The organism is Anaerobiospirillum sp. NML120449 (assembly GCF_023051105.1).
Classification (GTDB): Bacteria; Pseudomonadota; Gammaproteobacteria; order Enterobacterales; family Succinivibrionaceae; genus Anaerobiospirillum.
Window position 1 is genome coordinate 37,243 of the sequence record NZ_JALKIL010000026.1, and the last position, 14,757, is coordinate 51,999.

Annotated in this window: 11 protein-coding genes; 1 reads left to right on the forward strand and 10 read right to left on the reverse strand. The window is 56.3% G+C overall.

Annotated features, from left to right (window positions below):
- Positions 1-68: 68 nt before the first annotated feature.
- The 4 genes from MXE41_RS08425 to MXE41_RS08440 form a co-directional block, all read right to left on the reverse strand.
- Positions 69-800: a response regulator transcription factor gene (locus tag MXE41_RS08425; RefSeq protein WP_247073782.1), complete on the reverse strand. Its 732-nt coding sequence runs from the start codon at positions 798-800 to the stop codon at positions 69-71.
- 422 nt (positions 801-1,222) lie between these two features.
- A complete protein-coding gene (locus MXE41_RS08430; RefSeq protein ID WP_247100177.1) occupies positions 1,223-1,810 on the reverse strand; it encodes a YqiA/YcfP family alpha/beta fold hydrolase in 588 nt (195 codons plus the stop codon).
- 638 nt (positions 1,811-2,448) lie between these two features.
- Positions 2,449-3,273 carry a 3',5'-cyclic-AMP phosphodiesterase gene (gene cpdA, locus MXE41_RS08435; RefSeq protein WP_247100178.1) on the reverse strand — a complete coding sequence of 275 codons (825 nt, stop codon included), beginning with the start codon at positions 3,271-3,273 and terminating at the stop codon, positions 2,449-2,451.
- Positions 3,274-4,187: 914 nt separating this feature from the next.
- Positions 4,188-4,841 carry an NUDIX domain-containing protein gene (locus MXE41_RS08440; RefSeq protein WP_247100179.1) on the reverse strand — a complete coding sequence of 218 codons (654 nt, stop codon included), beginning with the start codon at positions 4,839-4,841 and terminating at the stop codon, positions 4,188-4,190.
- Between the two features lie 609 nt (positions 4,842-5,450).
- Between MXE41_RS08440 and MXE41_RS08445 the strand changes: the two genes are divergently transcribed.
- Complete coding sequence (locus MXE41_RS08445) at positions 5,451-6,797, forward strand: amidohydrolase family protein (RefSeq protein ID WP_247100180.1); 1,347 nt, start codon at positions 5,451-5,453, stop codon at positions 6,795-6,797.
- 221 nt (positions 6,798-7,018) lie between these two features.
- On the opposite strand, the gene trpS is transcribed toward MXE41_RS08445, so the two are convergent.
- The 6 genes from trpS to MXE41_RS08475 all read right to left on the reverse strand — a co-directional run bounded on the left by trpS (position 7,019) and on the right by MXE41_RS08475 (position 14,409).
- A complete protein-coding gene (gene trpS / locus MXE41_RS08450) occupies positions 7,019-8,020 on the reverse strand; it encodes a tryptophan--tRNA ligase (RefSeq protein ID WP_247100181.1) in 1,002 nt (333 codons plus the stop codon).
- A gap of 309 nt (positions 8,021-8,329) precedes the next feature.
- The gene (locus MXE41_RS08455; RefSeq protein WP_246977245.1) at positions 8,330-9,037 is read right to left on the reverse strand and encodes an HAD-IA family hydrolase; all 708 of its coding nucleotides are present in this window, start codon (positions 9,035-9,037) and stop codon (positions 8,330-8,332) included.
- A gap of 131 nt (positions 9,038-9,168) precedes the next feature.
- Complete coding sequence (rpe, locus tag MXE41_RS08460) at positions 9,169-9,837, reverse strand: ribulose-phosphate 3-epimerase (protein ID WP_246977244.1); 669 nt, start codon at positions 9,835-9,837, stop codon at positions 9,169-9,171.
- A gap of 285 nt (positions 9,838-10,122) precedes the next feature.
- Positions 10,123-12,138 (reverse strand): AAA family ATPase, encoded by a 2,016-nt coding sequence (locus tag MXE41_RS08465; RefSeq protein ID WP_247100182.1) that lies wholly within the window; start codon positions 12,136-12,138, stop codon positions 10,123-10,125.
- Between the two features lie 534 nt (positions 12,139-12,672).
- The gene (gene aroB, locus MXE41_RS08470) at positions 12,673-13,755 is read right to left on the reverse strand and encodes a 3-dehydroquinate synthase (RefSeq protein WP_247100183.1); all 1,083 of its coding nucleotides are present in this window, start codon (positions 13,753-13,755) and stop codon (positions 12,673-12,675) included.
- Between the two features lie 96 nt (positions 13,756-13,851).
- Entirely contained in the window at positions 13,852-14,409 is a 558-nt protein-coding gene (locus MXE41_RS08475; protein ID WP_247100184.1) for a shikimate kinase, read from the reverse strand.
- Positions 14,410-14,757: the final 348 nt, after the last annotated feature.

The window sequence follows — 14,757 nt, forward strand, 5'->3', positions numbered from 1 at the left end:
ATTTTCAGGCTGCCACCGGTATTGCCCGTGCCAGGTGGAAGTACTGTGTCAGGGGGACTGAAAGCCTGTTACCAGGAGCCCTCAGTCTTGTCACCCTGAGGTGCGGCTGCGGCGGCAGCTGAGTCAACCTTGTTAACCTTCCAGCCTACGCCACGGATATTCTTGATGTACTCAGAGCCAATCTTGCGGCGCAGAGTGTAGATAATGTATTCAACGGCATTGGAATCGATTTCATCGTCCCAGCCGTAAATGCGGTGCTCCAGGGCATCGCGGGACAGAACAGCGCCAGGACGGGCCATCAGAGCTTCAAACAGAGCAAACTCACGGCCGGTAAGCACTACAACACTCTCCTGACCTGGTCCCTTGGTAATACGTACTTCATGGTTGGCAGGATTGAGGCACAGATCGCCATAAGTAATGGATCCGTCAGCAGCAGCACTTTCACGGCGGCGGGTCACGGCACGGATACGGGCCAGCAGCTCTGACATCTCAAAAGGCTTGACCACATAGTCATCAGCACCCTTATCAAGACCGAGCACCTTGTCACCGGTATCATCGCGGGCGGTGAGGATAATGACAGGCTTTTTGAGCTGGTTTTTGCGCCAGTACTCAAGCACCTGAATACCGTCCACCTTAGGCAGGCCCAGATCAAGCAGACAGCAGTCATACTCGGCGGCAAAAGGAGCCTCCAGCGCATCATGTCCGTTCTTCACCCAGTCTACGGCATAAGCAGCATCTGCCAGGTTATCAGCCACGGACTGACCAATCATCTCATCATCTTCAACCAGTAAAATGCGCATACTTCATTGCTCCTTGTCCCTCGATCTGCACTTTGAGCAGACCTGCATGCATACAGCCACAAAGACCGGTAATGCTCTGTGACCGTCCGGTACGCCAGCACCCAAAACAGCGCTGCGCCCGGCAGATGACAGCACACTGACCTCAGCTGCCGTCAGTTAAATTGTAAAAGCCTATTGCTTAGCTTTTCCTTAGATGGCCCGCGATTGGCCAGAGACCAGAGCCGTCACGCAGACGGCCAGCCCTCCGGCCGCGCCCTCAGGCACGCCCCTGCACCATCCCGGACAACACTCCCGACATCCCGGCATAACCAGGCTTAAAAAGGGCCGTGTCCTGCCCGGCAGCGCCCTGCCAGACTAAGTCCCTGCAAGGCAGGCCTGCCTGGCTGGCTGTCAGGCGCCCAGCCTGACGGTCAGCATGGCTGTCAGCCCTCGATAAAGCCGAGAATCTCAGGGATCAGCTCTTCAAAACCCTCGGTAAGAGCGTGGTCAGCTCCCTCGACAATGCGGATATCGCAGCCCTGATAAAACTCAAGGGCACGGCGGTACTCGAGCACTTCATCAGCTGTGCCCAGAAAGACCTTTACTGATGGGACATTAACCTTAATGGTCTCATCCTGCTCTTTGAGGAAGGTCAGCATGTCAGGGGTAAGCTCGAAGTGGCAGTCAGTATTGGCGTTGTACTGAGGACCAGTAAGCTTTACAAAATAATCCTGAGGGTGGACACATGGATTGAGCAGCACGGCACGGCATGGCCAGCGGGTTCCGACCAGACTGGAGTAAAAGCCGCCCAGGGAGCTGCCTATCACGGCAAAAGGCTGGCCCTCATGCTCCTTTACCCAGGCATCAATGTGCTCAAATATAGCCGCAACGCCCTCACGTGGGGTATCAGGAAAGCTCAGCGATTCAAAGACCAGGTCGTCGCGGCCATGCTCCTTAAGATAGTTGCGTATCATGGTAGCCTTCATGGCATTAGGGCCGGACAAAAAGCCGTGAATATAGAAAATCTGCATCAGTAATACTCCCGTGAACAAAGCCCGCCCGCAACGTTGGCAAAGAACAGGACAGCACAGCACAGCAAGTAACGCACTGCAAAGACAGTGCAGCCGCGCTCGCAGGCCGCTGACAGGCGTAAAACAAGTTTAGACCCATCAGCCCCATGATTAAAGCCCCCTGCAGTCCCGGCCCTCCCATGACAGGGACGCCCCGGCCCGCCCATCGGCAAAGCCTCCGGGCAACATGCTACCTGGCCAGCGACATGAGCTGACAGTACAGAACAGAACAGGACACAAGGCAAGCCCCTGAGCCAGTGCAGGCCTGACTGTACTGATGCGCAAGATCTGAAGAACGGTATGAAAGGCGAAAACAGCTCAGCCCTGTGCCTGGGAAAATCCCTGAAGAGCAAAGGCACGAACGGTGACAGGCAAGTGGGCCGGAGCAGAGGATGGGGACAGGGAAGAGTGCCCGGCCAGCAATGGCCCTGGGCTGATAAGCTGCGGACTTGCTGCTGGTGCAGTCTGGCGTGTGCAGACTGCCGTGTGCAGACTGCCGGTGCAGGCTGGCGTCCGGAGGGCAAAGCCTGTGCCCGTGGGCAGGCATGGCGTGGGAGATGTAGGGCGGGGAGCCCCTTGAAGTCATTGAGGTATGGGTTTTAGTAACCGCCTACCCCTGTGTCAGGGATGAAGCGGCCAGATGGCAGACGGAAGACCTGGGTGTCGATGCCGCCGTTGCGGTCAAAGCGCAGGTAGCGCCATCCCGGGCCCTGCATGTCGAGGGCAAAATCGTGGGATAAAGGCTCGAACTGAATGGAGGTTGACGGGGTAGCAATGTAGCGAATACCGTCGTGGACCTGGTCATACTCCTGATGAACATGCCCGCTGAGTACCAGTTTGATATTTGGGAAACCGGCTATGAAGTTATTGAACTCATCCTGATTATGCATGGTCTGGGTATCAAGCCAGTTGCTCCTGACCAGACGTGGCAGGTGATGGACCAGTACGGCTGTATTGAGCTCAGGATGGTTGTCACAGCAGGCTTTGAGGTAGTTGAGCTGATCGCGCTCTACCCAGCCATGAGGAACGCTGTAGACTTCAGAATTGAGGAAAACGAACTGCCAGTTGTTGCAAATCAGGGAGCGTTCGGTGTGAACGCCGAAGTTGTGAAGGATACGGTACATCAAAGGACCGTCATCATGATTGCCCGGCACAAAGAATACCGGTTTTTGCAGCATGGCAATGGCGTGGGCAAAACGCTGATAGGAGCTTACTGAGTAATCCTGACTGATATCGCCTGTTACTACCACAATATCAAAGTGCAGTGACTGATTGACCACAGCCTCAAGTACGGCCTTGAATGAATCAGCAGTACGCACTCCCAGCAAGGTCCCGGCTTCCTCGGCAAACAGATGTAAGTCGGTGAGCTGGAGGACGCTGATATGCTCCTCATCGCCTTTCAACTGCAGATTAAATGTAGTCATGCCAAAACCGCCAGAAACTTAACTGCCTGTCATTCAGTATTTCTAAAAAGCAAAACAGCCCAGGTCAGTACATCCGCAAAACAGCCGCTGCTGCCACTGGGGCAGCCGCAAGTCGCGCAGCTGAAGGTGCAGCTGCCTGCAGGTGAGTACTTCCTGTATGCCAGTACAGCGATACCTGATGTGAATTACAGAGGCAATTGAGCCAAAATCCTTGATCAGGAAAAAAACATAAACAACTTCAACAGGACCATAAAACCCGGCTGTCTGCTGTCAAAGCAGGCGCTGACTGTAGTCTGTCCGGTCCAGTACTGGACTGTGCCAGCGTGCCTTTGTGCCTGCTGCACATCCAGGTGCCCTGACGGCACCAGTTAAAGCATGCAGACTGGCTGTTGTGGAGCATTCTGATGCCTCCGTCAGGCGTGGGCGCAATCCCGTGCGCATATATTACCGGATAATAATTTCAAGAAAAGTTAATCCGATAACATTCTTGCCATCGATTGCGCAGATTGGAGAACTTTTTTCAGCAAATTTGCCATAAATCACACAAAAGGCCCCTCACCACATATCACAGCCCGTCCCAACAGCCTCTATGACCGCTAAATATACGTGTGATTTAAACCTGAGCGTTCACTGTGCTCCCTGCCCATGCCACTATACCGGCAAAAGCCCCATGTCCCTGATGCCAGTCTCACTGTGAAAGCATACCTGTGCCTGTTCCTGTGCCTGTGCCTGTGAAGGCCCATCAGGCATACGCAGTATGCGCCGGCCGGAAAACAGACAGCCCTGACAACCAGAGGCGGCCATCAGGGCTGACATCGTTTGCCGTTGCTGCAGCGGCGCCGGCATGGCGCTCAGTCCTGCCGGACACGGCAGTATGGCTGCGTCATGCGCGCATGCGCAGGTCGGCGCGGGGCTTAGTCCTTGATTTGGGCAAAGGACTGACAGATTTCATCGTAGTAAATCTGCAGATGCTGCAGAGCCATGAGGGCAGCGGCATTGCAGATACGGCCGTTGCGGCACAGCTCAAAGGCCTTCTGGGCCGGAATCTTGAAGATGCGTATGTCCTCTTCTTCGCTGTCCAGACCGCCATGGCTTAGCAGATGGTCAGCTTTGATCTTGCCAATGTAGAGAGTGACGCGCTCAGAGCATCCGCCCGGGCTTGGGTACACTGAGTTGATGTAGTGCAGGTGCTCAGCTGTGATTTTGATGCCTGACTCTTCCTGAAGCTCACGGATAGCGGCCTCAATTTCACTCTCACCCTTGTCAATCATGCCGGCCACGATTTCAATGAGCCATGGGGATACAGGATCCTTTAAGGCGCCAGGGCGGAACTGCTCGATGAGCACAACCTCACCACTTTCCGGGTCAAAAGGAAGAATGGCTACGGCATCGGTACCGCGCTCAAAAATAATGCGGTCGAGAATACGGGTAGTGTGTCCGTTGAACTTGCGGTGGGAAACACGGTAGAGATCGAGGGCAAAACGCCTTTCGTACAGACGGGTCTGCTCGTGAACCTCGACATCCTTGATAGTAAAACGTGGAGCAGCCAGCTCGTCAAATCTGTCCATAAAAGAAAACACCTGATGATATAAAAACCCATGGGCACCCGGCAGGCGGTGCTGTCTGCGGCCCAGCGGCCCCTGCACATAGTCTGTGGCAGCACCAGATAACATGCACGGCGTATCCGTGGTGCCCACACTTCTTCTGTGCGCATATATGGCCTGTCCTTACGCTGCGACCAGGTGCGCCCTCATGGCTACAGGGATTAACCCTGGCAAAGCTATTGTAACCTTAATTGTCAGGCGCGAAATGCTCCGGCCGATCCATATTGCAGCAATGACGCACAGCTCACTTTCTTTTGATAATTTCAGTCCCGCCCTCCCTCAAAATGCGCCCCCATGATCCTGCCCCCAGTCCGGGCCATGGTCACGGACTGGCCATGGGCCATGCAAAAGCCCGGTGCCTGGTCACAGCCATGGCCCCGGCCGCCCGGCCGCTGCCGCAGCTGCCGGCTCTGGCGGCCGCTATGGCGGCTGCGCTGGCGGCGGGGCGTCACAGGCGGCTCAATTTGTTAAACTATGGAAAGCGACAGCACAGCTGGTACTGAGCTGAGATCAAGGCAGCAGAAGATCAGAACCAATGGGGCTGTCAGTGCCGGTTATCAAATGAGGTAAACCATGTCCAAGATTGTTTTAAAGAATGCTACTGCTCTTACTGACAGTGGTTTCCGCCAGACAGAAATCCTGATTGAGGGCGATACCATTGCCCGTATTGAGCCTTCCATCAATGAAAAGGCCGATCGTGAGATTGACTGTACCGGCCAGCTGGTGCTGCCAGGTCTTATCGATGCCCACGTGCACTTCAGACAGCCTGGTCTTGAGCATAAGGGCACCATTGCCACTGAGTCCGTAGCTGCAGCTCTGGGCGGTGTGACTTCCTACATGGAAATGCCTAACACCAGCCCGTCCACCACCACTGTTGAGGCCCTGCATGACAAAAAGGCCATTGCCGCCCGTGACAGCATGGTCAACTACGCCTTCTATCTGGGCGCCGGTGAGAACAATCTTGAGGAGGTCAAGCGCGTTGACCCTCATGAAATTGCCGGTATCAAGATTTACATGGGCTCAACCACAGGCAATCTGCTGCTTGATGATGACAGCGCCCTTTATAAGATGTTTGAGGCCTCACCTGCTCTGGTAGCCACCCACTGCGAGGACAATGGCATCATCAACGCCAATACCGCCGAAGCAAAGGAAATGTACGGCGATGACATTCCTTTTGAAATGCATCCAGTGATCCGCAACCGCGACTGCTGCCTCAAGTCCTCAAAACTGGCCATTGAAGCTGCTCTGGCCACCAGAAAGCGCCTGCACATCATGCACCTGAGCTCAGCTGAGGAAGTAGCCATGATGGCTCAGTTTGCCCACGGTCCTTTACATGAGCGCCAGGTATCAGCCGAGGTCTGTATCCCTCACATGTTCTTCAACGACAGTGACTATCAGCGCCTCAAGGGCTTTTTAAAGTGCAACCCGGCCGTCAAGTTTGAGCGTGACCGTCAGGCCCTGCTAAAGGGACTGCGCACCGGTGTAATCTCCACTGTCGGCACCGATCACGCCCCTCATGAGCTGGCCGTCAAGAAGAGCGACAAGTACCTCAACGTGGCCTCAGGCCTGCCATCAGTGCAGTTCAGCCTCAATGTCATTTTTGAGCTGGCCCGCCGTCGCGAAATCAGCCTTGAAGAAGGCATAAAGGCCGCTACCATCAATGTGGCCGAGCGCTTTGGCATTGAAAAGCGCGGCGCCATCAAGGAAGGCTGGTTTGCCGATATAGCCATCATCGATCCGCGCGTTCACTACACCGTAACTCAGGATGACATTGCCTCCCTGTGCAAGTGGTCCCCAATGCTGGGCGAATCTTTCAGCTGCATGGTCACCCACACCATTGCCTCAGGCAATCTGGTAGTTGCCGACAGCAGGATTTGCTCAGAGCCGGGCAAGGCCATGGCCCTGCGCTTCAACCACTAAGAGCGCAGGCCCGGCGCAGCACCGGCGTCGGTCCTGGCGCAGCCGGCCTGTCCAAAGCCTGCATGGCGGGCCGGTTCTGGCCTGTCAGAAAAGCAAAAGCCCTGAAGTCCACTTAAGGATTTCAGGGCTTTTGTTTGGGAGCCGGCCAACAGCCGGATGTGGACACGGCCCGGCGCTGCCCGGGGGCCGTGAGGGCCAGGGCAGCTTTGGGCCGTGAGGGACTACAGGACTATGTAACCAATCTTTCTGTAGACGTCATCGAGAGTCTTCTGAGCGCGCTCGGAGGCGGCTTCGGCGCCCTTTTTAAGCACTTCCCTCATGTAGGCCTCGTCGCCACGGATTTGCTTATAGCGCTGCTGTACAGGCTCGAGCATGGCCACTACGGCCTCGCCTACTTCGGCCTTGAAAGTGCCGTACATGGAGCCCCTGAAGTGCTCAACGAGCTCATTGATATCGCGGCCGGTGGCAGCAGACATGAGCTCAAGCAGGTTAGATACGCCAGGCTTCTTATCCCAGTCGTAGGCAACTACAGGAGGGTCATCACTGTCGGTAACGGCGCTCTTGATCTTCTTGAGAATGGACTTTGGCTCCTCAAGAATGCGGATAACATTCTTTGGATTGTCATCGGACTTGGACATCTTCTTGCCCGGATCCTGAAGTGACATGACGCGTCCGCCGGCCTTTGGAATCAGGCCCTCAGGCAGGGTAAAGGTCTGACCGTAGATGCTGTTGAAGCGCTCGGCAATGTCACGGGTCAGCTCGATGTGCTGGCGCTGATCGTCACCTACAGGAATCTTCTTTGCCTGATAGAGCAGGATGTCGGCAGCCATGAGCACAGGGTAGTTGAACAGACCTGCAGTGATATTGCTCTCATAGCGCTTGGCCTTGTCCTTGAACTGGGTCATGCGGTTGAGTTCACCTACCTGGGTGTAGCAGTTTAAGACCCAGCTGAGCTCAGTATGAGCTGGCACATGGGACTGCAGGAAGATGATGGACCTGGCCGGGTCAATACCGCAGGCCATGAAAACTGCCAGGGTATTGAGGGTAGTCTCACGCAGCATATCAGGATCCTGACGCACGGTGATGGCGTGCTGATCCACTACGCAGAAGATACAGTCGGACTCATCCTGCATTGGAACCCAGTTACGTAAGGAGCCAATATAATTTCCTATTGAGAGTTCTCCTGAAGGCTGGATGCCTGAAAAAATAATATCTTTGGCCATAAAAGGTTCCTGAACTGATACTGCCTCGCGGCAGGTTAAGGGCAGATGCGACAGGCACGCAAGGGGCGGCCTCAAGTGGGCCGCCCCTGTGCTTCAGACAGCCTGGCAGCTCACAGCTGTGAGCAGCCTTGCTGTCTGCCCTGTATGAATACTTATGATAACTGAGTGCTGACCTTATCCCGGCCCATGCACCTTAACAGGCAGGGATCAGGTCATCTGGCAGCCACGGCCTGGCATGCGACTGCCAGGGCAGCGGCCGTATGGCACACCCTGGGTGGCCGTGGCGTGCCCAGGGTGGCCGTGGCGGGTCTAGGCCTGTCTTTCGGGCAGTGATTTGATGAGCTCGGTGAGCTGACCAAAGCTGTCAAAAAGGTAATCGGGATCGCAGGTGGTGCGCAGGTCAAAGCCGCCATCGTAGCCGTAGGTAAAGGCCACGCATGGCATGCCGGCGGCACGGGCTGCATTGACATCGGAGATGGAGTCACCCACCATCAGGGCGTCAGCAGGCTCTACGCCCAGCTCTCTGAGCACATGGTACAGAGGCTCAGGGGCAGGCTTGCGCTCCTTGAGTACCTCACCGCCCAGAATGCCGCCCAGATAAGGAGTAAGCCCTGCGTAGCTCAGCAGCGGTACGGCATAGACATGAGGCTTGTTGGTTACCACGCCCAGCTTTATGCCATGGGCCTTAAACCACTCAAAGCCCTCACGCACTCCCTCAAAAACCTCAAAGTCGGTGCTCAGACCACGGGTGTAGTGGCGGGAGAAAAGCTCGCGGGCCTGATTGAGCTGCTCCTCCGGAACTTCCTCGACCCTGACATCGTGACGACCAAGGATAATGCGGCACAGCAGCATGTTAAGGCCATTGCCTACGTAATGACTCATGTTTTCCACGGAAGGAGGCTCAAGCCCCATATCACGGGCCACTGCTATGGCGGCAAGAGAAAGCTGCGGCAAAGTGTGCAGCAAAGTACCATCAAGGTCAAACAAAATGGCCTTTGGCCTGAACTCCAGCTTCATACAAAACTCCTTACTGTACTGAAAACGACCGGCGCGTTATGCCAGCCTGGGCTGCCGCGCATACCACAGACGATGCAGGCCTGGTGCCTGCAAGCGGCAGCTGAGCGGCTGCGTGGTGCTGAGCCTGATTATTATGCCATGGCCTGATGCAGGTTCTTAACTACCTGAGCGTAATCGTCCTTGTTAAATAGGGCAGATCCGACCACAAAGAGCTCGGCACCGGCATCGGCACAGGCACGAATGGTATCAGGGGCTACGCCGCCATCGACCTCGATGCGGATGTCCCTTCCGGCACGCTGAGCCATGGCCTTGACGTCGGCAATCTTCTTCATCATGGAAGGAATAAGCTTCTGGCCGCCAAAGCCTGGGTTTACGGTCATGATGAGTACGAAATCAAGGCGCTCCCACAGATAGTCAAGGCAGGAGATATCGGTGCCTGGATTGAACACCAGTCCGGCCTGACAGCCCTGCTCACGGATAAAGGACAGATAACGATCCACATGAGGGGTGGCCTCAGGATGGAAGGAAATCATGGAGGCACCGGCGCGGGCATAGTCAGTAAGAATCTTGTCATTAATCGGATCAACCATGAGGTGCACATCAAGCACGGCCTCAGGGAAACGGCCTCTGATAGCCTTGAGCAGATCAGGACCAAAGGTCAGATTCTGCACAAAGTGGTAGTCCATAACATCAAAGTGGATGATGTCGACACCGGCATCCAGAGCCTTTTGAATGTCATTGCCCAGATCCAGAAGATCGGCTGCCAGAATGGAGCCGGCGATTAAATGCTTCTTTTCCATAATTTAAAAATGTCAGGTAAGCAGAGCCTCAGTGCTCTGAGAGCCCGATTATTCAGGCCAAACAAAAAAGTAAAAGGAAGTTACTGCAGGGCCGGAGCGTCCTGCCACGGCTGCATGCACAGTGCGCCGCAGCCCAGCTGTGCTGTGCTGCAGGCCGGGGAGGCCGGCCACAGCTGCAGACCTGGTGCGGCCCAGGTCCTGGCAAGTATAAAGGCCCTGCACCGCAGCGCAGTTACGCTGCAGCACAGGGCCCATATGTCGGTTCAGGTTACATAAGTTCCTGAATTACTGTCTGATTTCGGCCTTGGCATCGGACACGCGCTTGGCAAAAGGAGTAGCTCCCTGAGACACAGTGCGTGGGATGTTCCGGGCGGCAGCCATGGCTTCCTCGCGTGAACCGAAGTCACCGGCCATGAGAATGAACCATGGGCGGCCATTACGGGAGCTTGGCACAATCCAGTAGTGACCGGACAGGCCACGGGCTGCTGCGGCCACATTGGCGCGGTTGGAGCCGGAAACAATCTGAACTGTGTAGCGGCCGTCTGGCAGATTACGCAGCTGGTCGATTGTGGCCTCAGTGCCGTTGCCATTGTGAACAGGGGCGGCAGCAGCCGGCTGACGGGCGGCGGCCTGCTGGCGCTGCTCATCTGCAAGGCTGATGACCTGACCTGCACGTAATGGAGGACGGGCCGGCTGAGCTGGCTGGGCCGGACGCTGGGCGGCGGCCTGCTGGGCTGCCTGCTGTGCGGCGGCCTGCTGAGCTGCCTGCTGGGCAGCCTTCTGAGCTGCAGCCTGCTGGGCAGCTTTTTGCTCAGCTGCCTTCTTCTGGGCTGCCTGCTGGGCGGCCAGCTGACGGTCAGCCTCTTCCATGGCAGCCTTCTGGGCAGCCAGCTGAGCTGCCCTCTGAGCCTGGGCACGATCCTGGTTTAACTTGTCCATGGCAGCCTGCTCAAGGGCAGCGCGATCAGCAGGATTGTGAGGTGGCTGACGGTTTGCCTGGGCGGCAGCCTGCTGAGCGGCCTGCTGGGCTGCCAGAGCCTGCTGGGCAGCCTGCTGAGCAGCCAGCTTCTGCTGGAGCTCCTGCTGGCTTACCACAGGTGGAGCAACTATATGGGTAATCTGACCCTGGGCATTGGCATCAACATGGTTGAAATTGTCGCCACGGCGCAGGACAGGAATGGCAGGTTTGGCAGGCGCCTGCTGCTGAGCTACAGATCCTCCCACTCCCCGGGGATAGGCAGAGCCATTGGCTCCGCCTTCTATTTTTTCAAGCTCTTTGCCTGAGAGGGTTACGGAATGTTCGGTCTTTGGAGCTGCAGCTTCGGCATCAATACCGCCTGGCACGCCCTGAGGGAGCACGCCCTCGTCTGAATCAAGGCCCTTGAAGTCCTCAGGACCATTGTTGAGCACCAGGCCCTCGCCATTGGCTACCACAGACTGAGCAGGACGGCTGCTCTCATCATCGGATCCGAAGAGGCTGCCTCCAAGGAAGATTGGGATAAGGCAGGCGACCACGATGATAATGCAGACAATGGTGACGAAAATACCTACTGAGCTGCTCTTTTTCTTTGCTTTAGGCGCATTGACCTTGCCGCCTGAGCGGCCTCTGTCATTGCTTACCGATGGCGTGGTCGGATCCTTCATGAGTTTCTCCGTTATTGAAATAATCTGGCTGATATTTCCTTTGGCCGCTGCCAGAGCGTCCGGCAGCTTGTTGGAAATGGCATTGTAAATGCGCATGGTATTCTGCAGCGCAAACATGTGACGCGAGAGCACCATGGCTTCCTGGATGTTCAGCGGCGGTATCTGCATGGACAGCACTTCGGCCTTGCCTGCATAGTAACTGACCTTTTCCTCGGCCCACAGCGGGTGACAGACGAGCACAAAGGCAAAACGTCCCTGACCTGCAAACTGCTCATGAAGAGCCAGCAGCTCGTTGTAGAAAGAAGATACTACACTGTCGATGTCATCAACGACTACAAGAATCTTGTGATTGTAGGGAATGTGGGCCTTTTGCAGAGCATCTGCCAGATTGATGTCAGTATCGAACTGACCGCTGGGCAGCATCTGCTGTAAAAAGAGCTCACGCAGTCTCTGCAGTGCCATGTCCTTGTGGCAGGGAATAAAGACGGCACGCATTCTGGAGTCAGTCTCGTTGACTATCTGCTCACAGACTACGGTACGTCCTGAACCGCTGTCACCGGACAGAAGAATAAAACTTTCGTTGGCAACTACATTATTTACCAGTTCCCGACAAAATCGCTTTTGACTTTCTAAAGAGGCAAGTGCTTCTATGTCCACGGTCGTTTCCTTGTTCCATCCCTGCCACGCAGGCTCTGCCCGGCACGACCGCCACCACAGGCGGGGCAGTGCAGGTTCATTCCATGCTGCAGGCTGCATCAAAGATGCACTCTGCCCGGCAGGTACCGGGGTTAAGGCTCCTTAAGTTACGGACAGCAAGTCAGCACCAGCGAGGCTCAAAAGCACCACTGGAGCGGCGGCCCGTTGTCTGTCCAGGTCCAAAAAGAGGCCCCGGGCAGAAACCACCAGAGAGAATTGGGGTGCACAAAATCACCATCTCCACCATCTTAACTAATGAATATTAATCAGGATATGGAGCTTGTTTATCCCTGCAATTTTAGCCTGGAAAACGGCCTTTGCCAAAAGTTATAACAACAAAAGACCAGGGTCCGGCCGCACTGTCCGGGGCGTCATCAGCGTCCCGGCACGGCCGGGCGCCCCCTGACGCCATGGGCCCGGACGGAGGCCGGGCGGGCGCCCTGGCCTCAGCCCTGCTCATGCAGGGCTGGGCCAGGCATGGCCGGATATGGCCTGTCAGGTCAGGGAGCGGTACTGGTTGATAAGGTCGATAATGAGCTCGTCGACAAGATCGTTGCACACAAAGCTCCTGCCAATACACTGAGGTATTACGTAGTTGATGCGGCCTGCCTTGACCTTTTTGTCATGACGCATGTGGGCAATGAAGTCAGCGCCCGTAAGTTCTGCCGGGACAGCCTTAGGCAGACCGTAGCGTGGCAGTATGTCTCTTATCTGCAGCCACTGCTGCTCACTCATGCCTTTGCCTGTCTTATATGAGACAAAGGCGGCTATGGCCATGCCCACAGCAACGGCCTCGCCGTGAAGCCAGGTACCAAAGCCCATGCCCACCTCAATGGCATGACCAAAGGTATGACCGTAGTTGAGCAGGGCACGCATGCCATGCTCTTTTTCATCCTGGGAGACTACATGGGCCTTCCACTCACAGCAGCGCCTGACCACATAAGACTGATCAAGCCCGGCAAAACCTGATGCCCTGTTGAGGTAATCAAAAAATTCCTGGTCGAGAATCACGCCATATTTGATGACCTCGGCCATACCGGCGGCAATCTCACGCTCAGGCAGGGTTTTGAGCATGTCCAGATCGGCTATGACCACCTTTGGCTGGTAGAAGGCGCCAATCATGTTCTTGCCGGCCGGATGGTTAATGGCTGTCTTGCCGCCTACCGAGGAGTCCACCATGGCAAGCAGTGTGGTCGGTACCTGAACAAAGTCCACGCCACGCTGATAGGTGGCGGCCGCAAAGCCGGTCATATCGCCCACCACACCGCCACCAAGGGCCAGCAGCACACAGTCACGACCAAGGCCGGCACTGAGCAGATCAGTCATGATCTGCATGTAGCTGTTCATGTCCTTATGGCTCTCGCCATCGGTAAGAATGCAGCTGCGGCAGACAAAATCATGCTCCTCAAGCTGTTTCTGTACTTTTTCCAGGTATAGCGGTGCCACAATATCGTTAGTGACAATCATAATGTCACGACGCTCTGGCAGAGCCTGTCTTACCAGGGCTCCCACATCAAGACCGTGGCCGATAGCAATATCGTAGGAATAATCCCCAAGGGCAATATGAACTTTATCCATCAAAAGGCTCCTTACACTTAATTGGGCACAGGGGCAGGTCACGCGCCGTCAGCCTGGCTGACGCCGCTGACCGGCAGCGGCTGCCCGGCCGGGCAGCTAAAGCTGGTGCGGGCTCAGGGCCTGCAGGCAGCGCTGCACTATGTTGTCAATGCTGTCATCAGTATCGATTACGGCCAGGGCAATTGAGCGGTACAGAGGATCGCGCTGAGCAAAGAGCTCGCTCAGGCGTCCCCTGATGTCCTGAACATTAATCATGGGACGGTTCTGGTCATGACGCACGCGCTCATACTGATGCTCCACATCAAGATGCAGATACAGGCACAGGCTGTGCGCAGCTATCAGGGCGCGGCTGTCCGCGCGGCCGGCCACACCGCCGCCCCCTGCAATGACAGCAGGCAGCTGCGCCGGCCTGACTATATGCTCAGGGCAAAAGATTTCATCGAGCAGGCTGCGCAGACAGTCATGTTCAAGCTCACGAAAGTAAGGCTCGCCCTTTGAGGCAAAGATGTCGGGAATGGACATGTGAGCCTGCTCGATTATGTAATCGTCATGATCAAGAAAGCTGCCATTGATACTCTGGGCCAGCCTGCGGCCAATGGTGGTCTTGCCGGCGCCCATGGGGCCTACCAGAAATACCGGCCGGTCAAATCTCATACAGTCATCTCCTCTGTCATCGGCGGCCTGTCCCGGGACGCCGCTTACACGCCCGTCAGAGCCGGGCGCGCGTCGCAGCTGCAGCCGCAGCTGCAGCTGCTGATGCCGCCGCCGGGGCCATGCCCTGCCCGGCCCGGTGGCTGCATCAGCATAAGGCACCGGGACGGGACTTGCCCATAGTCATGAGAGTGTTGCACCAGTTAAGAGCAGGGCCCGGGGCTGTATCCTGGCGCCAGCGGCCTGTGCAGCGCGACAAGTGCGGACCGGGCCCGGGGCCGCTGCCCTGGCGCTGCTCTGCCCGTGCCCCGGCTGCAGCCCTGCCGCCAGCCGGAGGCATGGGCGATGGCG